This window comes from Microbulbifer maximicatervae (SeqCode) (genome assembly GCF_052467955.1).
The window spans coordinates 1857183-1879220 of record NZ_CP174329.1; the positions used below are offsets into that span (position 1 = coordinate 1857183).

Annotated in this window: 19 protein-coding genes; 7 read left to right on the forward strand and 12 right to left on the reverse strand. The window is 51.5% G+C overall.

Features of this window, described 5'->3' with window-relative positions:
- The first annotated feature begins 116 nt into the window (after positions 1-116).
- The gene (locus tag ACJJI5_RS07865) at positions 117-578 is read left to right on the forward strand and encodes a Spy/CpxP family protein refolding chaperone (RefSeq protein WP_444914382.1); all 462 of its coding nucleotides are present in this window, start codon (positions 117-119) and stop codon (positions 576-578) included.
- A gap of 96 nt (positions 579-674) precedes the next feature.
- On the opposite strand, the gene ACJJI5_RS07870 is transcribed toward ACJJI5_RS07865, so the two are convergent.
- The 5 genes from ACJJI5_RS07870 to ACJJI5_RS07890 all read right to left on the reverse strand — a co-directional run bounded on the left by ACJJI5_RS07870 (position 675) and on the right by ACJJI5_RS07890 (position 9127).
- Positions 675-2615: an alpha/beta hydrolase family protein gene (locus ACJJI5_RS07870; protein WP_445355952.1), complete on the reverse strand. Its 1941-nt coding sequence runs from the start codon at positions 2613-2615 to the stop codon at positions 675-677.
- Positions 2616-2741: 126 nt separating this feature from the next.
- Complete coding sequence (locus ACJJI5_RS07875) at positions 2742-4796, reverse strand: S9 family peptidase (protein ID WP_445355953.1); 2055 nt, start codon at positions 4794-4796, stop codon at positions 2742-2744.
- A gap of 166 nt (positions 4797-4962) precedes the next feature.
- On the reverse strand, positions 4963-7038 hold the full coding sequence (locus tag ACJJI5_RS07880) for a S9 family peptidase (RefSeq protein WP_445355954.1): 2076 nt from the start codon (positions 7036-7038) through the stop codon (positions 4963-4965).
- Between the two features lie 471 nt (positions 7039-7509).
- Positions 7510-8376, reverse strand: coding sequence for an SDR family oxidoreductase (locus ACJJI5_RS07885; protein WP_445355955.1), 867 nt, complete (start codon positions 8374-8376; stop codon positions 7510-7512).
- Positions 8377-8395: 19 nt separating this feature from the next.
- Positions 8396-9127, reverse strand: coding sequence for a cupin domain-containing protein (locus tag ACJJI5_RS07890; protein ID WP_444896528.1), 732 nt, complete (start codon positions 9125-9127; stop codon positions 8396-8398).
- Positions 9128-9284: 157 nt separating this feature from the next.
- On the opposite strand from ACJJI5_RS07890, the gene ACJJI5_RS07895 reads away from it, so the two are divergent.
- Complete coding sequence (locus ACJJI5_RS07895) at positions 9285-9428, forward strand: hypothetical protein (RefSeq protein ID WP_413662825.1); 144 nt, start codon at positions 9285-9287, stop codon at positions 9426-9428.
- Positions 9429-9498: 70 nt separating this feature from the next.
- Here ACJJI5_RS07895 and dapE read toward each other — a convergent pair whose 3' ends face one another.
- The 7 genes from dapE to map all read right to left on the reverse strand — a co-directional run bounded on the left by dapE (position 9499) and on the right by map (position 17672).
- Positions 9499-10632 carry a succinyl-diaminopimelate desuccinylase gene (gene dapE, locus ACJJI5_RS07900; RefSeq protein WP_445355956.1) on the reverse strand — a complete coding sequence of 378 codons (1134 nt, stop codon included), beginning with the start codon at positions 10630-10632 and terminating at the stop codon, positions 9499-9501.
- Positions 10633-10726: 94 nt separating this feature from the next.
- On the reverse strand, positions 10727-11758 hold the full coding sequence (gene dapD / locus ACJJI5_RS07905) for a 2,3,4,5-tetrahydropyridine-2,6-dicarboxylate N-succinyltransferase (RefSeq protein ID WP_445355957.1): 1032 nt from the start codon (positions 11756-11758) through the stop codon (positions 10727-10729).
- A 21-nt stretch (positions 11759-11779) separates the two neighbouring features.
- The gene (locus tag ACJJI5_RS07910; RefSeq protein WP_108734022.1) at positions 11780-12124 is read right to left on the reverse strand and encodes an ArsC family reductase; all 345 of its coding nucleotides are present in this window, start codon (positions 12122-12124) and stop codon (positions 11780-11782) included.
- 2 nt (positions 12125-12126) lie between these two features.
- Entirely contained in the window at positions 12127-12795 is a 669-nt protein-coding gene (gene nth, locus ACJJI5_RS07915; RefSeq protein ID WP_413662821.1) for an endonuclease III, read from the reverse strand.
- A gap of 74 nt (positions 12796-12869) precedes the next feature.
- Positions 12870-14042, reverse strand: coding sequence for a succinyldiaminopimelate transaminase (dapC, locus tag ACJJI5_RS07920; protein ID WP_445355958.1), 1173 nt, complete (start codon positions 14040-14042; stop codon positions 12870-12872).
- A gap of 31 nt (positions 14043-14073) precedes the next feature.
- The gene (locus ACJJI5_RS07925; RefSeq protein WP_445355959.1) at positions 14074-16779 is read right to left on the reverse strand and encodes a [protein-PII] uridylyltransferase; all 2706 of its coding nucleotides are present in this window, start codon (positions 16777-16779) and stop codon (positions 14074-14076) included.
- 122 nt (positions 16780-16901) lie between these two features.
- Entirely contained in the window at positions 16902-17672 is a 771-nt protein-coding gene (gene map, locus ACJJI5_RS07930; protein ID WP_445355960.1) for a type I methionyl aminopeptidase, read from the reverse strand.
- 325 nt (positions 17673-17997) lie between these two features.
- On the opposite strand from map, the gene rpsB reads away from it, so the two are divergent.
- The 5 genes from rpsB (at position 17998) to uppS (ending at position 21930) form a co-directional block, all read left to right on the forward strand.
- Positions 17998-18744 carry a 30S ribosomal protein S2 gene (gene rpsB, locus ACJJI5_RS07935; protein WP_282933677.1) on the forward strand — a complete coding sequence of 249 codons (747 nt, stop codon included), beginning with the start codon at positions 17998-18000 and terminating at the stop codon, positions 18742-18744.
- Positions 18745-18857: 113 nt separating this feature from the next.
- Positions 18858-19721 (forward strand): translation elongation factor Ts, encoded by an 864-nt coding sequence (gene tsf / locus ACJJI5_RS07940; RefSeq protein WP_282933676.1) that lies wholly within the window; start codon positions 18858-18860, stop codon positions 19719-19721.
- 162 nt (positions 19722-19883) lie between these two features.
- Positions 19884-20621, forward strand: coding sequence for a UMP kinase (pyrH, locus tag ACJJI5_RS07945; protein ID WP_282933675.1), 738 nt, complete (start codon positions 19884-19886; stop codon positions 20619-20621).
- A complete protein-coding gene (gene frr, locus ACJJI5_RS07950) occupies positions 20618-21175 on the forward strand; it encodes a ribosome recycling factor (protein ID WP_282933674.1) in 558 nt (185 codons plus the stop codon). The genes pyrH and frr overlap by 4 nt, the downstream gene beginning before the upstream one ends.
- Positions 21175-21930 carry a polyprenyl diphosphate synthase gene (gene uppS / locus ACJJI5_RS07955; protein ID WP_445355961.1) on the forward strand — a complete coding sequence of 252 codons (756 nt, stop codon included), beginning with the start codon at positions 21175-21177 and terminating at the stop codon, positions 21928-21930. The genes frr and uppS overlap by 1 nt, the downstream gene beginning before the upstream one ends.
- Positions 21931-22038 lie beyond the last annotated feature (108 nt).

Consider the following 22038-nt stretch of genomic DNA (forward strand, 5'->3'; position numbering starts at 1 on the left):
TTTATTATAAAAAGCGCTTGTTGTGAGTTCTTAACAAAGGTTTACCACAGTTATCCCCCATTTACACGGCGCCCACTTACTATGTACTTACTGAATGCAAACGAGAGGGTTGAACGATGAAAAACTGGAAAACTGTAGTAGGTAGTTTGGCTTTGGCTGGCGTTGTAGCAGTACCAGCCGTTGGCATGGCATGTGATGGTAAAGGACGTATGGAAGGTCGCGGCCATGGACCAGAAAAAATTGCTAAAGAGCTGGACCTGACGGAAGCTCAAAAGGATCAACTGAAGGAGCTTCGCGAGTCCAACCGTGAAGGAAAAATAGCTAAGCGCGAAGAAATGCACAAAGCGTATGAAGAGTTGCGTGAAGCAATTCGTTCCGGTGCCGATCAGCAAACACTGGCAAGCCTGGGGGCGGAGATTGGCAAGCTGGAAGTCGCTAAAATGCAGAGCCGCAACCAGATGCGTACTCAATTTGAGTCTGTATTAACAGATGAGCAGCTCGCCAAGCTGGAAACCCTGAAGGCTGAAAAAAAGGATCGTCATATGAAGAAGTGGAAGGCGTATCGCGATCATGGTTGAGTGGGTAGTCTGCTTGAGGTGACTGAGCAATTGAAAATATGTAGCCCCTAATTTACTGGGGCTACATTTTAATTGTATTCTTTACCCTTCGTTAGACTATTTTTCGCTAGCTCCAATACCAATATGTTGATCCAGGAATTCTAATAGTTCTGTATAGAGCTTCATTCTATTTTCTTCGGTATAAAAGCCGTGTCCTTCTTTTTTTACAAATAGAGTTTTAATCGGTTTGTTTTCTTTTTTAAATTCCTTTACTAGCATTTCTGCATGCTCTATAGGGGCTCGCTCGTCCTCCTCTCCATGAATCAAGAAAACTGGCAAATTAAGTTTGCCGGCATTGTGTACAGGAGAGTTGACTTTTAGAAAGTCCTTATCTTTACTAAGTGTCTTTTTAAGGTAAGAAATGCCGCGATCTCTTCTCTTAATATCCCCTTTTGTGTACATCATCTCCAAATCGTATACGCCTACATAACCTACAGCACATTGGTATAAATCAGGGTTGCGGATAGGATTCATCAGAGCCGAATAACCCCCAAAGCTAGCGCCATAGATGCAAATTCGTTCAGGGTCCGCATATCCTTTCTCTATGGCCCAATGAACGGCGTCGGCAATATCTTGTTGAATTTTTCCTCCCCACTCCCTGAGTCCTGCTGAATAAAATCCCTGGCCATATCCAGTGGAGCCACGAAAGTTAACTTGAAGTACAAGATATCCATTTTGGGATAGAATTTGTGCATTGCGATCATACCCCCAATAATCACGTGAGTGAGGGCCGCCGTGAGGTAATACAACCATTGGATTTCGCTGATCTGGACCTTTTGGGAAGGTAAGGTAAGTTCCTATTTGTAAGCCGTCTTCTGAGGTGAAGCCATCGGCAAGCATAGGATTGAGTTGATCGGGGTGCAGCCAGTCTGCAGACGAAGTCAGAAAATCAACTGACTTGGTTTTCAAATTTACAAGATAATAATCCCCTGGCAAACGATCTCCATGTACTTTCAATACGCCAAAATCCCCGCTGGTTGTAAAGCTTGTGAAAGATATATGAAATCCTTGAAAAGCTTTTTTTAATCCCCTAAAAATAGGAGCAAAACCACTCCCTTCATCAATGAAGTGCTCTGTGGGGTAGTCTGGTTGCAAGTATACTCCTAGTGGTTTATATGAGGTTGGGGAGTAAATAATGTCATATATATCTGACTTTTCATGTTGAAAAATTCGAGAGAAAGCTTCAGATCCTGGCTTTAGTTTGACTAAGGTTTGGGTTTTGGATTCTTCAGTAATGGTTAGGTAGGCTTCACCGGTTTCTATGTCAAATCCTACTGGAGTGCCAGAGTTAAGAGACGGATTTTTAACTCTATGCCACTTATTTTCCCCTCTATAAAATAGCTGATGGTTATTGTTTTCGTCAGTACCATCTGCGAAGAGGAGGTTACCTGCTCCGTCTGTGTATGCGCGGCCGTCAACTTGTGGTAGTCTTATAGATCCTCTTTTGATACCTGTGTATATGTTGAGCCTTGCAACCTCACCCTTCGATTCTTGGTTTTTTGCCCACGGGTAGGTGGATATTAAGATTTCTTTTTCTTTGTGGATTAGAGGGTCTATAATCGTCGCATGAGCATAGGTTGTTTCGGTTTTTTTGAGTCTAGAGCCAACTTGGCGTTGGCCAGCAAGGTGTCCAAAAATATTTTTCCCTTCTGAGCCGTCGTAATTAATTGCGTAGAGAGAGCCGTAGTTTACAGGCGTTTCTAGAGCTGCCCTCCGTGATATCACTTCAGTTACAACTCTTTCATTGTTTGCCCAATAAAAGTTGCCAACTTCCTCCTTTCCCCTAAAGCGTAAAAAGCCAGTTATTTTTAGAGGGCTAATTGACATGAAGACTAATACTCTCTCCCCTTTATGTAGTTTTCTAACGGCTAGGTGCGAACCAGTTGGTGATATTTTTACCTCTTCAATGTCTGTATGTCGTATAAGGTACTCTAGTGGTAACTGGCTTGAAGATGCAAAGGTGGGCCATAAAAAGAGTATAAGTAAAATTTTACGCATAATTTCTTCCTTATGAATAATGCCGTTGATTATGCGTTAGATTGGGAAAGGAAAATAGAGAAATAGAAAGGCGGGCTTTGAAAGCCCGCCAGGGAGGTTATGGTTTAGGTTAGTTGGTACGGGTTATTAATTTTTCGCTAAGTCTTCACTTTCCCGATAAGGCTTGTGCTGATCAAACCAATATAAAATCGATGCAACTTTTGCCACTAACTGACTTGGCCTGGCAGCGATACTGTGGGATGCCCCTGGAATGCGAACCATGGCAGCGTCAACGTCATTAAGTTTTAGTGCTTGATAAAACTGTTCTGTTTCTGACATCGGTGTGCGGTAGTCCTCTTCCCCGGTTAAGAGCATGGTGGGAGTGGTAACGTTTCCGACATAGGTGAGCGGTGAGCGACGGCGGTATTCCTCAGGTTTCTCCCAGGGCATACCTGAGAACCAATAGTTGGTAAAGAACCTGGAATAATCGGCAGTTAAGACAAAGCTTTCCCAGTTGATAACAGGCTTGGCAACAACAGCGGCCCTAAAACGGTCAGTTTTACCAATGATCCAGGCTGTCAATGTGCCTCCGCCACTGCCACCAGTAACAAACAACTGTTCTTCATCAATATAACCTTGAGAAATTACAGCGTCGACGCCAGAGATCAGGTCGTCGTAATCCTGGCTCGGGTAGTTATGGTGAATTAAGTTGGCAAATTCATGGCCGTAGCTGGTGGAGCCACGGGGATTAGTGTACAGAACAACATAACCAGCAGCGGCAAATAACTGGACTTCGGCGGCAAATCTGGGGCCGTAATTAGAGAAGGGACCACCGTGAATTTCCAATAGAAGGGGATACTTCTTCTCGGGGGCGAAATTGGGTGGGTAAGCGACCCAGCCCTGAATATCTTGGCCGTCAAAGCTCGATTTGTAGTTGATCTCCTCAATCTTTGCCATCTCGCGCAGAGGCATCAGGTCGCCATTGAGCTCGGTGAGAGCCTGGGTTTTGCCGTTGCGCGCTAAAGCCAGCTCGGCGGGATTCTGAGGGGTTGTTTGTGTGTAGGCGATGTCCCCGCGTTTGGAGACTGCAAAATTGGCACCGGAGTATGGGCGTCCCAGCGAAAGGCCTCCAGCGTCGCTGGCCATCAGGATTTCGCTGGAGCCAATTTTCTTGATGGCTATTTTGGTGGAGCCGTGATCGTCGTAGCTATAGGCAATTCGCTTGCTATCGCCCAGCCAGTGGAAGTTGGAGATGCTGCGATCCTTGGCAGTTTTTATTTTACGGGACTTCCCGCTATTGAGATCCAGGACGCGCAGAGTATGTTGTTGGTATCCGAGCTTTTGATCCTCAAAGCCTAAATAGGCCAGCTTCGTACCATCTGGAGACATCTGCGGGTGATGGTCGGGACCATAACGTTCGGTAATCTGCTCGATACTGCCGTTTTTTAGGCTTACCTTGTAAATTTCCGAGTTCATCAGCTCGATTTCGTGATCGGGATGACGATTGGCTGAGAAGTAAATTGCATCGTTATTTTTACTCCAGGCGAGACTGCTGTGATGATCATACTCGCCTTCGGTAAGCTGGCGAGGGGTACCGCCCTCTCGAGGGATCACAAAAACCTGTACATGCCCCTGCTTTAAATAGCCCATGCCATCTGAACGATAAATGCTGCTGTCGATAAACTGTGGTGGCTTAGCCCACTCTGCGCCTTCCGGGGCACTGGGGAGCTTTACTGGCAGAGGTTTGCTTTCCGGTACGAACATAGTGAAAGCTATTTGCTTACCATCCCGTGACCACTGGATATTGGAGGGGGATTTTGGCAGGTGAGTAATCTGCAGATTCTGGCCATTATCTAACCACAGTAGGTGGATCTGCGGGCTGCCACTGCGGGTGCTGATAAAAGCGATGGTCTTCCCGTCTGGGGATAGCTGTGGGGAGTAATCGGAGTAGTCTCCAGAGGTCAGAGGGCGGTGATCTTTGCCATCGGTACCGATACGCCAAAGGTTCGCGCGCTTGCCGTCTTTCATTTTGTTCATTGAGTTGCGGACGTAATAAATACTTTTCTCGTCACTGCTGAACTGAGGGCTACTCGCGTATTCGAGGTTAAATACATCCTCGTAACTAAAATTAGGTAGTTGGTTATCAGCGAGCGCAGGGCTGGCGATAAACATCGCTGCGACAATTTTTATTAGCCGGTTCATGATCTTTAGGCTCCTCCTTCTTGTTTCCTAGAGGATACCTGAGGAAGGGGGGACAAAGGGAGTGATCCGTTGACTGGTGTGCTCGATGGGATAATCCGTGATGGAGCAACAGGGTGGCTGACCTGCTACTCCGTTATTTGGCCGAATATACCTGTAAAATTTTGAATTAGTTGGTTGCCAAGTCCTCGCTTTCATTTTCTCTATCGGGTTTGTGTTGATCAAACCAGTAGAGGGTCGAGGCTACTTTAGAGATTCTCTTGCTGGGTCTATCGGAAAAGTTATGGGATGTGTTTGGAAGGCGCACCATAGCTGCCTCTACATCATTTAACTTTAGTGCTTGGTAAAACTGTTCGGTCTCAGATATCGGAGTGCGAAAATCGTTTTCGCCAGTCAATAGCATGGTCGGTGTAGTGACATTGCCAATATATGTGAGTGGAGAGCGGCGTCGATAATCCTCGGGGGCCTCCCAAGGCATCCCGGAAAACCAGTAGCGAGTAAATATTTTGGAGTAATCGGCAGTTAGAACAAAGCTCTCCCAATTGATTACCGGTGCGACAACTACCGCAGCCCTGAATCGTTCAGTTTTACCAATAATCCAGGCTGTCAGTGTGCCGCCGGCACTTCCACCTGTGACAAATAATTGATCCTCATCGATATAGCCTTGGGCGATAACTGCATCGACACCCGCCATTAGGTCATCGTAATCCTGGCTAGGGAAGTTGTGATGGATCAGGTTGGCAAACTCATTGCCGTAGCTGGTAGAGCCACGAGGGTTAGTGTAGAGCACGACATAGCCTGCGGCGGCAAAGAGTTGCATTTCGGCAGAAAAGCGAGGGCCGTAGTTAGATAGTGGGCCACCGTGAATCTCAAGTAACAGGGGGTATTTATTTTGGGGGTCGAAATTTGGGGGGTAGACTATCCAGCCCTGGATATTGCGGCCATCGAAGCTGGATTTATAGTTGATCTCTTCCACATGGGCCATATTGCGTAGAGGCATCAAATCACTGTTGATCGCCGTGAGAGTTTTTATCTTGCCGCCACGGGAAATTGCAAGTTCTGCGGGAATTTGAGGTGTGGTTTGTGTATAAACTACGTTTCCACGTTTGGAGACAGCAAAATCTGAAAAACTATAGGGCGCGCCTAGTGTCAGTCCACCGGCGTCATCCGCTATCAAGGTTTCCTTTCCGCCAATTTTCTTAATGGCAATTTTGGTTGAGCCATGATCGTCATAGCTGTAAGCAATACGCTTACTGTCAGCTAGCCACTGAAAATCGGAAACGCTACGATCGCTGGCAGTTTTTATTTGCTGGTTTTTTCCACTAGCGAGGTCGATCACTCGCAAAGTGTTTTGGTGGTAGGAAAACCGCTGATCTTCATAGCCTAAATAAGCCAGCTTTCTTCCGTCGGGTGAGATTTCAGGTTGAAAATCGGGGCCAAATCTTTCGGTTACTTGCTCAATATTTCCATCGTTGATATTTACCTTGTAAATTTCTGAATCCAGCAGTTCAATTTCATGATTTGGGTGGCGATTTGCTGAAAAGTAAATCGCCTTATTATTTTTGCCCCAGCTGAGTTGGCTGTTGTGCTCGTAGTCCCCACTGGTGAGCTGACGGGGAGTGCCTCCTTCACGGGAAATCATGAAAACCTGTGAATTGCCCTGCTCTAAGTATCCCTGGCCCTCAATGCGATATAAGCTCTTGTCGATAAACTGAGGTGTTTCCTCCCACTCGCCCCCTTCTGGTGGTGTGGGAAGCTCCACTGGCAGCGGTTTGCTCTCGGGCACGAACATGGTGAAGGCGATATGCTGACCATCGTGGGACCACTGGATATTTGATGGGACTTTGGGTAGATGGGAAATTTGCTCGCTTTTACCATTGTCCAGCCACAACAAATGTATCTGGGGCTTTCCACTCTTGTCGCTGATAAAGGCAATGGTTTTTCCATCTGGAGATAGAAGTGGGGAGTGATCGTGAAAATCTCCCGAAGTTAGGGGGCGATGATCTTTGCCATCATCGCTGATATACCAGAGGTTTGCCCTTGTGGTATCTGCCATTTTGTTCAGGGAGTTGCGCACGTAATAAATATTTTTATCGTTAGTGCCAAACTGTGGGTCGCTGGCGTACTCCAGGTCGAAGATATCCTCGTAGCTAAAATTGGGTGAATGTTCATTTGTATTTGCGTGGGTGGAAAATGCCGGGCTTGCAATAACTGCCGCAGCGATAAACGTTTTAAACCTATCCATGGTCTGTGGGCTCCTTTTTATTGTTGGATTCAGCATACCGAAGGGATTGTGTCAGAGGGGATAAATACGCTGAAATGCAGTATTGAGGGGATAGTCAGTTTATTTGGCGTATAAACCTTTTGGAGTTTTACTTTCCCAGCGAGGAAAGCCGGGGCAAGTCAAAAGTAAACTTGATACTTTCGCCTTTTTTGAGCCCACAAACTAAGCCAGGTTAATCGAAATGGTAGCTCTGTTAATACTTTCCGATAAATATCTTTGAGGGTATCAAACTGGTAGGCCTCAACCATTTCGTCACACTGTGTGAATAGCAGTTTTTTGGGTTCTAGTTCAGTAACCACAATTCTGGTGGGCACAGTATTAATGAGAGCTGGGGGCAGGGTGTGTATTGGGCTAACGGCACAAAGGGCGACCTACCACTACGATGATTGCGGCTGTATTGAAAAAGGGGGTGAGCTACGGTACTTGGTGGCTTTAGGTTTCACTCTGCCATGTGTTAGCCGTCTCCTCTACGAAACTTTGATAGCTTCGCGGCCCCTGGGGCAAAAGTGCGGCCTGAGCCTCAAGATCTTCCTGATTTACTGGGTGGCCGTTTGTTTTGAACCAGCGATGCATGACCAGAAGATCGAAATTCAGCCACGGAGGCACCATGGTTTCGATGCTGTTGGCAAATTCTTCCGGCGTTAGGTCAGGGTAGATGACGGCGTGACCAAGTGCTGTGGACCAGAGTGCAGCGGTTTCATTACCGTTAGGGGCATCCAAACTCGACAAAAGAAATACTTCGTTCTTCGCCCTTATGTCTAAGAGTGCTGACGCTGCTGCGAGCGCAACATCACGGATATCAATACGTGCAACGGGGTGGGGGCCCAACGGCGTTGCATAAGCACCTGCAGTGATCACATCCTTCTGAACAAGATCATTCTGAGCGAAGTAGGTGGGCCGTAGTATCGTGTGCGCGATCCCACTTGCTCGCAGCGCTGTTTCAATAGCGAATTTTCCACCCGCATGGGGAATCATCGGTGCGCGAACTGCAAGATCACTCGATAGATAAACGATGTGCCTGGGGGGTGATTCAGCGGCGATCGCCAGTGTGGAGAGGCCTTGATGGGTCTCCTTGGGACTATTTGCGATGAGTAGAAAGACACTCTCAACTCCCTTAAATGCGGACCTCAGGGTGGGAGGGGCGTCCATATCGGCAATGACTGTATCAATATCATCGGGGAGACTTGCGGCATAGGCAATCGATCGTGTGGCGACCCGGATTTTTGCTCCACTCGCATACAAGATCGGAATGAGGGCCCGACCGACGTTTCCTGAGCCGCCAAAGATGAGGACAGTCATCGATGTGATCCATTGATGCTCAGGGCCAGACTGCGCAAAAGAATGCGCGAAAAGGTTTGTCGGCGTGCCACCCTACCGGGGCATTCAATGGTGCGAAGAAGCTGTCGCCGGCGTGGAAGGCCTCCTCGCCGTTTGACGTTGTGACCCGTACCGACCCCTCCAGCATACATATCAGCTCGCTCCGACTGAAATCTGTGATATCGCAACGACAAGGGCCGGATATTAATGTGCCGACCTGGATCCTGCCATCACCAGACTCGTATGCCAGATGCCGGGCTTGGTGTGGCTCTAGAGTGCTGAGACTGGTCTCTTTGCAGTCGTCTTCTGAAATGTTTGGAAGCGGGCGCACGACTCTCAGCTTAGACGGATCAGTCTCTGCAGGATACTCATCATTGAATAAATTGATAAAGTACTTGCGGTAGTATACCGGCATGTCCCATGCGCAATTAAGGCCTTGCGGGAGGAAAAACGGCTCTCCAGCAGAGATAACTTCTTTGTGTCCTGTTTCGTCGATAATGCCGACGTGGCCCTCGATCAGAAGCATGAACTCAAAGAGTGGATAGGGATTGAGCCCTGTGCTGCTTCCGCCAGAGCAATCCCAGGTCCCAGTGCAGAGGCCGTTGCGCTCAAAGGCTTTATACCCTCGCTGGATAGGTGTCGGGCCGGTAAGAAAAGAGGGAGGGATGACAGCCCAGGACTCAAGGCCTTCGCCACTTGGGTTGTGCGGGTCCAACTTGATTACGCTTTTCATGGCGTCTTTCTCGAGGGCTCGAGTTGGTGGCAGGAGCCGCGCGACTCGAGAATCCGTGAGCGGTTGGTGGTCGTCGGCGCGATTCACTAAGTATCTCTGCCGCAACTCATTTAGTAGTCTAATCCAACTTGGCGATAGATGTTGCTCTCGATAAATTGTGTCGGCCCGAGCCACCCTGCACGGTCTGGAGCAATGGGATGTTGTATTGGCAGAGTTGGCAAATACGCTGAATAGTAATATTCAAGAGGTAGCCAGTTTTTGGCAAGATAAACCTACTGGAGTTTTACTGCCCCAGCCATGAAAGCCGGGGCCTCGCAAAAGAATACTTTGAGCTTTCGCCCTTATGAGCCTCTAGGTTGAGTCGGATTAATTTAAGTGAGTAACTCTTTTAAGACTTCCCGATAAATATCTTTAAGGATATCCAAGTGGTCGGCCTCAACCCTTTCGTCCACTTTATGGATAGTGGCATTTACTGGTCCCAGTTCTACGACCTGGGCTCCGGTAGGGGCAATAAAGCGGCCATCGGAAGTGCCGCCGGCGGTCGATAGCTCCGTTTTTTCCCCAGTGATGGTGAGAATTGCCTGCTGAGTTGCCTGAACCAGTGGGCCTGCGGCAGTGAGAAAAGGCAATCCGGATAATTTAAAATTCGCCTCGTACTTGAGGTTGTGCTTATCCAGGATTGCGCGGGCCCGAGTCTCAAGGTCTTCGGCGGTTAATTCAGTGGAAAAACGCCAGTTGCAGAGTAAATCCACTTCGCCGGGAATAACATTGGTTGCGCCGGTGCCGCCATTGATATTGGAAACCTGGAAGCTGGTTGCGGGGAAGAATTCATTCCCCTGGTCCCACTCTTCGGCAGCGAGTTCAGCGAGAGCGGGGGCCAGGGTATGTATCGGATTCTCGGCCAAGTGAGGGTAGGCTACATGGCCTTGGGTGCCGAGAACTTTTAGTTCCAGGCCGAGTGAGCCCCTGCGCCCATTTTTTATAATATCGCCAACCCGTCCACTACTGGATGGCTCGCCGACGATACAGCAGTCAATCTTTTCTCCCTGTTCCTCGAGCCACTCGACAACCTTAACGGTACCGTTTGTTGCGGGGCCCTCTTCGTCGCTGGTGATCAGAAATGCTATGCGACCACTGTGGTCTGGGTGTGCCGCAACGAACTCCTCACAGGCGACCACCATGGCTGCCAGGGAACCTTTCATGTCCGCCGCACCGCGGCCATATAGAAAACCGTCGCGAATTTCAGGCTCGAAGGGGGGGCAGCTCCAATTTTCTTCTGGGCCTGTGGGTACGACATCGGTGTGTCCGGCAAAGGCGAGCAGGGAGCCTTCACTAGAGCTATCGCGTACTGCCCAAAAATTATCGGTGTCACCTCTGCGCAATTTTGTTACCTGGAATCCTATTTTTTCCAGGCGCTGGATCATAAGGTCCATACACCCCGCATCTTCGGGGGTGACAGAGCGGCGGCGAATCAGGTCGAAAGCGAGTTGGAGGGTGGGAGTCACTTGGGCTTTCCTTGTATAGGGAGATGGGCCGCAAAGAAGCGGCTAGAGGGGTAGGGTGCAGCGGTGCGGAACTGAAGTTCCGCACCGTGCAATTTTAATTGCTGTGTAGGGCTTCATTGAGCTCGATAGCACTCTTGTTGGTGAGACATTCCACTGCACCATTAATGGAGTTGCGGCGGAAAAGTAAATCGGATTTTCCAGCCAGGTCTCTGGCCTTGATGTGCTCTACCAGCTTGCCGCTGTCATCCAGCAGGGCGATTTTAGTTCCAGCTGTAATGTAGAGCCCAGCCTCGACAGTGCAGCGGTCGCCTAGAGGAATACCGATGCCGGCATTAGCCCCGAGCAGGCAGTTATCGCCTACCGAGATAACGATATTCCCGCCGCCGGAAAGCGTGCCCATGGTGGAGCTGCTGCCACCGAGATCGGAACCGGCGCCGACAAATACCCCGGCGGAAATACGGCCTTCAATCATGCCGGGCCCTTCGGTGCCAGCATTAAAGTTAACAAAGCCCTCGTGCATGATTGTGGTGCCTTCCCCAAGGTATGCGCCCAGGCGCACTCGAGCGGTGTGTGCGATACGAACCCCAGCGGGTACTACGTAGTTGGTCATTTTGGGGAATTTATCCACGCAGGAGACATCCAGGTACTCACCTTTGAGTCTTGCATCCAGTTGTCGCTGCGGTAATTCCTCGAGATCAATGGCTCCCTGGTTGGTCCAAGCGACATTAACCAGCTTGCCAAAAATACCGTCGAGTTTGGTCTCGTGGGGTTTTACCAGGCGGTGGGAGAGAAGATGTAGCTTTAGGTAGGCCTCGGGCACTGACTGCGGGGCTTCGTCGGTAGCCAAAATAACTACCGCGAGAGGTCTTTGGGAGTTGGCGAATTGCTGCAGGATTTCCGCCTGGTCAGCGGCGCCTGCACTGTGGAGAGCATCGGCTAATTTCTGTAGCTGGGTGGAGTCCAGAGGCAGACTGTGATTTCCCTCTGCCACGCCGAGAGTTTCAGTAACCGCGTTAGCGATTTCTGCGCTGGGTTTAAACAGGGGTTTGGGGTAGTAAACTTCGAGCCAGTCGCCCTTGCTGTTACAGGTGCCGACACCAAAACCGATGCTGTAAATATTGCTCATGGTGGTTTTCTCCTAATTCGACTAGCTTTGCAGTTGTTCGAAGGTCGCCTCTTTAAAACCGAAAAGGGTTTCCTTTGAAGTGGTGGTGACCGGGCGTTTGATTAAGGTAGGGGTCGCACTGGCCAGATCTAAGGCGAGTGCATTGTCCATTTCGTTTTTCTGTTCATCGCTCAGTTCACGCCAGCTCGTTGAGCGGCGATTCAGGACCTCCTGCCAGCCAAATTTATCCAGCCATGCTTGTAGGGGGACATCTTCCATGCCGTCTACGCGAAAATCGTGAAAGCGATAATCGACTCCATTTTTCTCCAGCCATTTGCGGGCTTTTTTTACGGTGTCACAGTTTTTAATGCCGTACAGAGTAATCACGGTTACGCCTTTTTGGTTTTCTTTGGGTTTTTACGGTTGGGGTAGCAGGTTGTGCAGATTTCACAGACGGTGCCGTCGCAGCCCCGCGCAGAGCAGAACTCGCGACCGTAGAAAATAATCTGCAGGTGCAATTTATTCCACTTGTCTCTTGGGAACAGCCGCTTCAGGTCTTTTTCGGTCTGGGTGACATTTTTGCCATTCGTCAGGCCCCAGCGCTGGGCCAATCTGTGAATGTGGGTATCGACGGGAAAAGCCGGGTGCCCAAAAGCCTGTGACATAACCACGCTCGCCGTCTTGTGTCCGACCCCGGGCAGGGTCTCCAGCGCGGCCATATTCTCGGGCACTTCGCCGTGGTATTCGTTGATCAGGATCTGCGAGAGCTTGCTGATGGCTTTGGATTTTTGCGGTGAGAGGCCGCAGGGGCGAATGACTTTTTGGATCTCCTCTACTGGGACCTGCGCCATATCCCTGGGGTTGTCTGCCAGCTGCCAGAGCGCAGGGGTTATCTGGTTGACACGCTCATCGGTGCATTGCGCGGATAGGAGTACCGCAACCAACAGGGTATAGGAGTCTTTGTGATCGAGAGGAACGGGAGTTTCCGGGTAGAGTTCCTCCAGGCGCTGCAAAATATAAGTAACGCGCTCTTGCTTGAGTAGATTTTTTACTGCCATTGTTAAGATATGCCTGGGCGTGGAGTTCCTGTATGTGCTCGAGTTGTCAGTTGTTCTTGAAAAGTGAGTTGGCCTTACCTGCAAAATGCCTTTATACGGTGCGCTGCGTCGATGCACTCTTGCAGTGTCGCTACCAGTGCCAGACGCACATACTCGCGACCGGGGTTCAAGCCGATGCTATCGCGGGCGAGAAATGAACCGGGAAGTACCGTGATATTTTGCGCCTCGTAGAGTTCCTTGGCAAAACGCTCACCATCCCCGACCTTGGGCCACAGATAAAAGCTTGCCTGTGGCTGTTGTACCTCTAGGCAGCCGTCGAGAATTTCGAGAACTGAAGAAAACTTTTCACTGTAAAGCGCACGATTCTGGCGGACGTGCTCCTCATCCTGCCAGGCTGCGATCGAAGCATATTGATTGGGCAGCGGCATGGCGCAGCCGTGGTAAGTTCGATAGAGCAAAAACTTTTGCAGCAGATCGGCATCACCGGCGACGAAGCCCGAACGAAGCCCGGGTAGATTAGAGCGCTTTGATAGGCTGTGGAATACTATACAGCGGCGAAAGTCTGTTCGCCCGATTTCCTCACAGGCCTGTAATAGCCCTGTCGGCGGTGATGACTCGTCAAAATACAGCTCCGAATAACACTCATCGGAGGCGATGGTGAAATCGTAGCGATCTGCCTTCTCTATCAGCTGTTTGAAATCTTCAATTTCGAGAAGGGCGCCGGTGGGGTTGCCGGGAGAGCAGAGGTAAAGCAATTCGCATTGCTGCCATACGGATTCCGGCACCGAGGTGAAATCTGGTTTGAATTGGTTTTCTGCCACACAGTTAATAAAGTGCGGCTGCGCCCCGGCGAGAAGGGCCGCGCCCTCATAGATCTGGTAGAAGGGGTTGGGCATCAGGACTTTGCTGCCTGCGGAAACGGTCGCCTGGGCGAATGCAAAAAGTGCTTCCCGGGTCCCGTTGACCGGCAGCACCTGGTTATCTGCGCTCACATTGGATAGCTGAAAACGCTGGCTCAGCCAATTGGCGATCGCCTGCCGCAGGGGCTCTATTCCCTTGGTCAGTGGGTAGGCGGCAAGCTTGTCCAGGTGTCGAACAAGCTCTGCACTGACAAACTCCGGTGGCGCATGCTTGGGCTCACCGATGGATAGTGCAATATGCGGTTTGTCCGCCGCTTGGAGGCCCTCTTTCAGGGCTTGCAGCTTGGTAAATGGATAGGGCTGCAGCTGTTCCAGATTTGGGTTCATGGTCGTGAGCGGGCCTCGGGCGTTTTTTCGGTTAGGCGTCTTGGTTGTTCAGTTCCAGGCAAATGGCTTTTTCCAGTGCGCCGTTGGCCTCGATGTCGGTAAGTGGTGATCCCTCGGCGTCGGTAATGTGAAAAATATCTTCGACTCGTTCGCCGAGTGTCGAAATTTTTGCATTGTGCAGGCGCAGATCGTGGGAAATAAAAATACGCGCGATGCGGGCCAGCAAGCCGGGTCTGTCGGCACTGGTAATTTCCAGGGTGCTGTAATGATCGCCGGGCTCAGTGGAGAGATGAGCCTGGCTCTTCAATTCAAACATTTTAAGGCGGCGGGGCGTACGTCGCTGAATGATCTTTGAGTAGTCCTCAACCAGGGCCAATTCCTGCTGTAGAGTGTCGCGAATCTGCGCTAGGCGCTGGGGTTCGTCCAGTAGCGGTTGGCCCGCTTCATCCAGCACGTAAAAAGTATCCAGCGTATAACCAGAGGCAGAATTGTACAGGCGCGCATCGTGAACGTTCAGGTTGAGCATATCCAGCCCGGTAACCGCTGCGGCAAATACGTTGGCTCTATCAGGCGTGTAGACAAAAACCTGGGTAGCGCCATCGTGCTCGCCGGGCCCCGAGTTTCGCGTTAAAACCAGGGTGTCTTTTTGGCTGGTGTCGGGGCTGCTGTGCAGTTCGTGGATGGCTGAAGTGTGCCAGGTGATATTGTCAGCGGTCTCGCGAACAAAATAGTCATCCCCCATTTGTGCCCAGATATTTTCCACCGAAGCTTGCGGAAGTCCCATAGCGTCCAGTTTTTCCATTGCCTGGCAGCGGGTTTCCTCGATGATTTCTTCCCGGTCGATGGGGTTTTCCAGGCCTCGGCGCAGGGCGTGCCGGGTGGCCTGGTAGAGCTGGCGCATCAAACTGGCCCGCCAGCTGTTCCAGAGCTCCGGGTTGGTGGCATTGATATCTGCGACAGTGAGGGCGTACAGGTAGTCCAGGTGTTCGCGGTCACCCATCTCGCGGGCGAATGCGTGCACGACTTCGGGATCACTGATGTCCTGCTTCTGAGAAACCTGGCTCATCAATAGATGCTTTTCTACAAGCCAGCAAACCAGACGCCGGTCGCGGGCGGGCAGGTGGTGGCGCTGGCAGAATTCCGCTGCATCCACAACGCCCAGTTTGGAGTGGTCGCCACCGCGCCCTTTGGCGATATCGTGGTAGAGGCCGGCGATATACAGCAGTTCCGGTTGGCGCATGCGCTCGAGAATGTCCGCTGCAATCGGGAATTTTTCCCGCGCCTCGGGGCTCCGGAAGCTGCGCATATTGCGCACAACTTGCAAGGTGTGGGCATCCACGGTGTAGATATGGAATAAGTCGTGCTGCATTTGCCCGGTTACCTGCCCAAATTCTGGTAGGTATCGCCCGAGAATGCGGTAGCGGGTCATTCGGGATAGCTGTGTCGACAAGCCCCGGGGTGAGCGAAGCAGCTGCATAAACAACTGGGTATTTTTCGGATCTGCGCGGAACTGGTCGTCGATCAGGTGTCGGTGCTCGCGAATCAGGCGGATGGTGGAGGCACGTACCCCGCTAATATCCGGGTTATTGGCCATCAGCACGAAGATCTCGAGCAGGGCCGAGGGCTCCTGGTTAAATACCTGGGGGTGGGTAACCTCAATATTGCCGTCGCGCAGTTGGAATCGCTCATTTAGCGGAATGACCAGCTGGCTGCCTTTGCGCTGAAGGATGGCTTCACCGAGATATTGGAGAAGTACATCGTTCAATTCCTGCAGTGCCATCACGATGCGGTAGTAGTTGTGCATAAACTGCTCAACGGCGAGCTGGGTGTCGCTATCCACATAACCGAATTGCTTCGCCAGTTCTCTTTGGTAGTCAAATAGCAGTCGCTCTTCCGCGCGGCCGGCGAGCAGGTGCAAGCCGTAGCGCACACGCCAGAGGAAGGTTTCCCCGGACTGTAATATGGCGAACTCTTCCTCGGTAAAAAATGCCTTGCCCTGCAGTTGCTTCAGGGTGCGCACTTGGAAAAAATATTTGGCAACCCAGGCAATTGTCTGGATATCCCTCAGACCACCGGGAGAGTTTTTAATATTGGGTTCGAGAATATATTCAGCAGCCTGCTGATTGCTGTGCCGCTTTTTCTGTTCGGCGAGCTTGGCTTTGAAGAATTCTTCGGTAGGCCAGAGCCTTTTGTTTTCCATTTGCGCAGTTAGCTGCTCGCCAACAGTACTGTCGCCGACAACTGTGCGGGACTCAGTGAGGTTGGTGGCCACAGTGATGTCCTTCGCGGCCAACTCCAGGCACTCTTCGATATTTCGTACAGAGTGGCCGATATCCAAGCCCAGGTCCCATAAAAAGGCTACCAGGCGCTCTATGTTGTCGATGGTATCCGGGGCAGGGTGATCGCTGGAGAGGATGAGTAAATCGATATCGGAGTGGGGGTGCAGCTCTCCGCGCCCGTAGCCGCCCACAGCGAGAAGCCCGATACCGTCTCTCCACTCGAACTGGTGCCAGGCGTAATGCAGAAGGCAGTCCACAAACAGGGCGCGCTCGTGTACCAGCGTGACAACGTCCTCTCCCTCGCGAAAGCGCTCTGCCATTTGCCGTTCGGCTGCGCCGACAGCATCTTTGAATATCTCCAAAGTGGGTTTGTCGCTGGAGCTTAAATCCCTGCGAAAACGAGACTGATCAAAGAAAAACAGGGGGCGTTCAAAGTAGGGAGGGCTGACCGGCTGCATGGGAAGTCCGTTTTGCTCTTGGGCTGCCGCAGTTGGGGGCGGCTTGGGTTCGGTTTGCGGAGATTCGCTACTGAGGTGCCGCGAGTAACGTACTTATTTCCCGCGGCACTGTCAGTACCGCTTTAGAAGTTCTCCTCGCTGCGCGCTGTGAGTACTTCTACACCGTCGCTAGTCACTGCCATGGTGTGTTCCCATTGAGCGGAGAGACGACGGTCCTTGGTTACCGCAGTCCAGCCATCTCCCAGCACGCGCGTGGCCGCTTTGCCTGCGTTAATCATTGGTTCAATGGTGAAGGTCATGCCTTCTTTGAGCACTTCACCAGTTCCCGGCTGACCGTAGTGAAGAATTTGTGGGTCTTCATGGAAGACGTCGCCGATGCCGTGTCCACAGAAGTCGCGTACCACTGAGTAATAGTTTTTCTCAGCGTGCTGCTGGATGACGTGGCCAATATCGCCGAGGGTAGTGCCGGGGCGGACAATTTCGATGGCCTTGTACATGCACTCCTGGGTGATTTGTACCAGGCGTTCAGCGTGGGCGGTGGGCTTGCCGGCAAAGAACATCTTGCTGGTGTCACCGTACCAGCCATCTTTGATAACGGTCACATCGATATTAATGATGTCGCCCTTCTTGAGAATTTTGCTCTCGGAGGGGATACCGTGACACACCACTTCGTTGACGGAAGTGCATATAGATTTTGGGAAGCCGCGATAACCGAGGCAGGCCGGGATCGCTTTCTGTACCTTCACGATGTGTTCGTGGCAGCGTCGATCCAGTTCTTCGGTAGTGACTCCTGGAACGACATACTCGCCAATCATTTCCAGCACCTCTGCGGCGAGGCGGCCTGCGGTGCGCATCTTGGCGATTTGTTCTGGGGTCTTAATGGCTGAGGTCATGCGTATCCTTTGTTTCTGGGTTGGGGCGGGTAGCGCCCAAGAGGCGGGCTATTGTAGCGGATTGCTGGCTGTAGGACACATTTTGCCGCTATTGGCGCAAGGATGGCCCAGGCGTCCCGCCAATAGCATTGAGGCGTGATCATTTGCGCGAAATCGGTGCCAATTCTTCACTATGGGGTGCACTTGTGGTATAAAGCGCGCCGCCTGGGGATACTCCCTGGGCGAGTAAAAGCCGCACACGCATCGACACATGTGTCTGGGTGCCCTGAAAGGGGTTGACGCATGGGATACGTGGAGGACTAACCCGTATATATAGAGGTTTATTATGCCGCAAGTAAGTATGCGCGATATGCTGCAGGCTGGTGTTCACTTTGGTCACCAGACCCGCTACTGGAACCCGAAGATGGGTCAATTCATCTTTGGTGCCCGCAACAAGATTCACATCATCAACCTTGAGCACACTGTACCGGCTTTCAACGAAGCCCTGCAGATCATCAAGGGCATGACTGCTCAAAAGAAAAAGATTATGTTCGTTGGCACCAAGCGTGCTGCACAGAAGTCTATCAAAGAGCAGGCAGAGCGTTGTGGCCAGCCTTACGTCAGCAACCGCTGGCTGGGTGGTATGCTCACCAACTACAAAACCATCCGCGCTTCCATCAAGCGTTTCCGTGAGCTGGAAGCCCAGTCTCAGGACGGTACTTTCGAGAAGCTGACCAAGAAAGAAGCTCTGATGCGTACCCGTGCCATGGATAAGCTTGAGCGCTCCATCGGTGGTATCAAGGATATGGGTGGCCTGCCTGACGCGATCTTCGTAATCGACGTTGAGCACGAGCGCATCGCTATCCAGGAAGCTAACAAGCTGGGTATCCCCGTAATCGGTGTTGTCGACACCAACAGCGATCCCGCTGGTGTTGATTACGTGATCCCCGGTAACGACGACGCTATCCGCGCAATCAAGCTGTACACCACAGCTGTAGCCGACGCAGTACTTGCTGGCGCTGCAGAAGCTGGTAACACCGTTGCGAAGGACGAGTACGTCGAAGCTAACGATGACGAAGCCGCTGCAGAGTAATTTGCAGGGCTAAGTGGTGTAACACAGTCGTTTTACACTGCGAACTCAAAAAGGGGCCCGAATTACGGCCCCTTTTTTCTAATTTTTAGTGACAGAACCCCGAGGATTGAATCATGGCGATTACCGCGTCTATGGTAAAAGAACTGCGCGAGCGCACCGGCCTGCCGATGATGGAGTGTAAGAAAGCTCTGACGGCTGCTGACGGCGACATCGAAAAGGCGATTGAAGACCTGCGCAAAGCCTCCGGCCTGAAGGCCGCCAAGAAAGCTGGCCGCACCGCTGCTGACGGCGTTGTTGCCGCTAAAGTTGCAGAAGATGGCAGCTACGGCGTACTGGTTGAAGTGAACTCTGAGACTGACTTCGTTGCTCGCGATGAAAACTTCCAGGCGTTTGTTGCCAAGGTTGTAGAGAAGGCATTTGCCGATCGCCAGCAAGACGTAGCTGCCCTGATGGAAGGCGAGCTGGAAACTGCTCGTGAAGCACTGGTTCAGAAAATCGGTGAGAACATCGGCGTGCGTCGTATCGAGCTGGTTGAAGCTCCAGTTGTAGGTGCTTACGTTCACTCCAACAACCGCATCGCTGCCCTGGTAGCTCTGAGCGGTGGAGAGATCGAGCTGGCCAAAGATGTTGCCATGCACGTGACTGCGGTTAACCCGCAGGTGAACAAGCCGGAAGATATGCCTGCTGACGTTCTGGAAAAAGAAAAGGACATCATCAAGGCTCAGCCGGATATGGAAGGCAAGCCGGCTGAAATCGTAGAGAAAATGATGGGTGGCCGTATCAAGAAGTTCCTGAAAGAGAACAGCTTGGTAGAGCAGCCTTTCGTTAAGAACCCGGACGTAAGCATTGGCAAACTGGTTAAAGATGCCGGTGCCGATGTGGTTTCCTTTGTTCGCTACGAAGTGGGTGAAGGTATCGAGAAGGAAGAGGTGGATTTCGCAGCGGAAGTTGCGGCCCAGGTTAAATCCTCTTCTTAATCGCATATTATTGGGTGCCCTCGGGCACTCAATCGCAGTGGGGTGCTTCCGCTGGGGTTTCTTACCTACAGCGGAGCACCCCTCTGTGTAAATGACTGAAATTGTTGTAATGTTCAGCGGCAAGGCCTGGCCACTAACAGGTACATTGAAGGGGACTAACGAATGCCCGGTATTAAAGACCGCAAGTATAAGAGAATTTTGTTAAAGCTCAGCGGCGAAGAGCTGATGGGTGATCAGGGTTTCGGTATCAGTCCCAAGGTGCTGGACAAAATGGCCCTGGAAATTGGGCAGCTGGTTGGTATCGGAGTCCAGGTGGGCCTGGTTGTTGGCGGTGGTAACCTGTTCCGTGGCGCTGCGCTGAGTGCGGCCGGCCTCGATCGTGTTACTGGTGACCACATGGGGATGCTCGCTACGGTGATGAATGCACTGGCGCTGCGCGATGCCCTGGAAAGATCTGACATCTCCTCGAGAGTGATGTCCTCGATTCAAATGAGCGGTATTGTCGATCACTACGATCGCCGTGCGGCTATTCGCTACCTGGAGCGTGGCGAAGTTCTGATTTTTGCTGCCGGTACCGGCAACCCTTTCTTTACTACTGATTCTGCAGCTTGCCTGCGTGGTATCGAAATTGAGGCTGAGCTGGTTCTGAAGGCCACCAAGGTCGATGGTGTCTACTCTGCTGATCCCAAGCTCGACCCGACAGCAACTCGCTATGACCAGTTGACTTACGATGAGGTTCTCGACAAGAAGCTCGGCGTGATGGATTTGACCGCTATCTGCCTGTGTCGCGAGCACAATATGCCTGTACGTGTATTCCGCATGGATAAGAGCGGGGCGCTGTTAAATATTGTGGTTGGCGGCGTGGAAGGCACCTTAATTGAAGAGGAAGTGAAATCGTGATTGAAGATATAAAAACAGACGCGAAAGCTCGTATGGGTAAGGCACTTGATGCCCTGGCTGGAAATTTCAACAAGATTCGCACCGGCCGTGCACACCCGAGTATTCTCGATGGCATCCACGTCTCCTATTACGGTTCTGATACTCCGTTATCTCAGGTTGCCAATGTTACTGTTGAGGATGCGCGCACTCTCTCCGTAACTCCCTGGGAGAAAAATCTGGTCCCGGATATCGAAAAGGCCATTATGAAGTCCGATTTGGGCCTCAATCCCAGCACAGCTGGTGCGGTTATCCGTATTCCAATGCCTATGCTGACCGAAGAGACTCGCAAAAACTTCACTCGCCAGGCAAAAAGTGAGGCAGAGACAGCGCGGGTTTCCATTCGCAATATTCGTCGCGATGCGCTGGCGGACGTGAAATCACTGGTCAAGGATAAGGAAATTTCTGAGGACGATGAGCGTCGCGCAAGTGACGACATTCAGAAAATTACCGATCAGTTTGTCGCTGATGTGGACAAAGCACTGGCAGCGAAAGAAAAAGACCTGATGGAAATTTAATGAGCATCGGTGGTACCGAGCTACATGCTCCCGGCCCACGTCACATCGCCATTATTATGGATGGCAATGGGCGCTGGGCTGCCCGAAAGGGCCTTTCCCCTTCAGCCGGCCACAAGGCCGGTGTCGAGCGTATCCGCGACCTGCTTTCAGCTTGTAAAGCTCGCGGCGTTAAAGCGCTTACTCTGTTCGCCTTCTCCAGCGAGAACTGGCAGCGCCCTCCGAAGGAGGTCGAGCTGCTGATGAGCCTGTTTAATTCCTATTTGCGCAAAGAAGCCCGGCGGATGCGGGAGGAGGGGGTTCGCCTGAGAGTTATTGGTCGACGGGACCGATTCTCTCCTCGCTTGCAGCGCGCTATAGCCGAAGCGGAAGATATCACCCGCGAAGGGGCTGAGGGCGACCTGATAATTGCTGCTGATTACGGCGGGCGCTGGGATATTGCCCAGGCGGCCCGTAGATTGGCTCAAGAGGTTGCCGATGGTACGCGCTCCCCAGAGTCGATTACTGAGGATGTACTTGGTAAGTACGTACGGCTTCAAGATCTGCCGCCGGTAGACCTTTTGATCCGCTCCAGCGGTGAGCAGCGTATTAGCAACTTTATCCTCTGGCAGGCCGCTTACAGTGAATTCTATTTTACTGATACGCTTTGGCCCGACTTTGACGAAGCCGAACTGGATAAGGCTATCGCAGAATATGAGTTACGTGATCGCCGCTTCGGCGGTCGCGCGGAGGGGGATGACGCGATCGCTCAGGCGTGATCCGGGCAAGTCTGCGGCGCCAGGCTTGCGATACAAATTGGTTGGAAATCTTTGCCGACACGCTCTTGATCTGTACAGAGTATCCAGACAGAGTGGTCAAGTTACTAA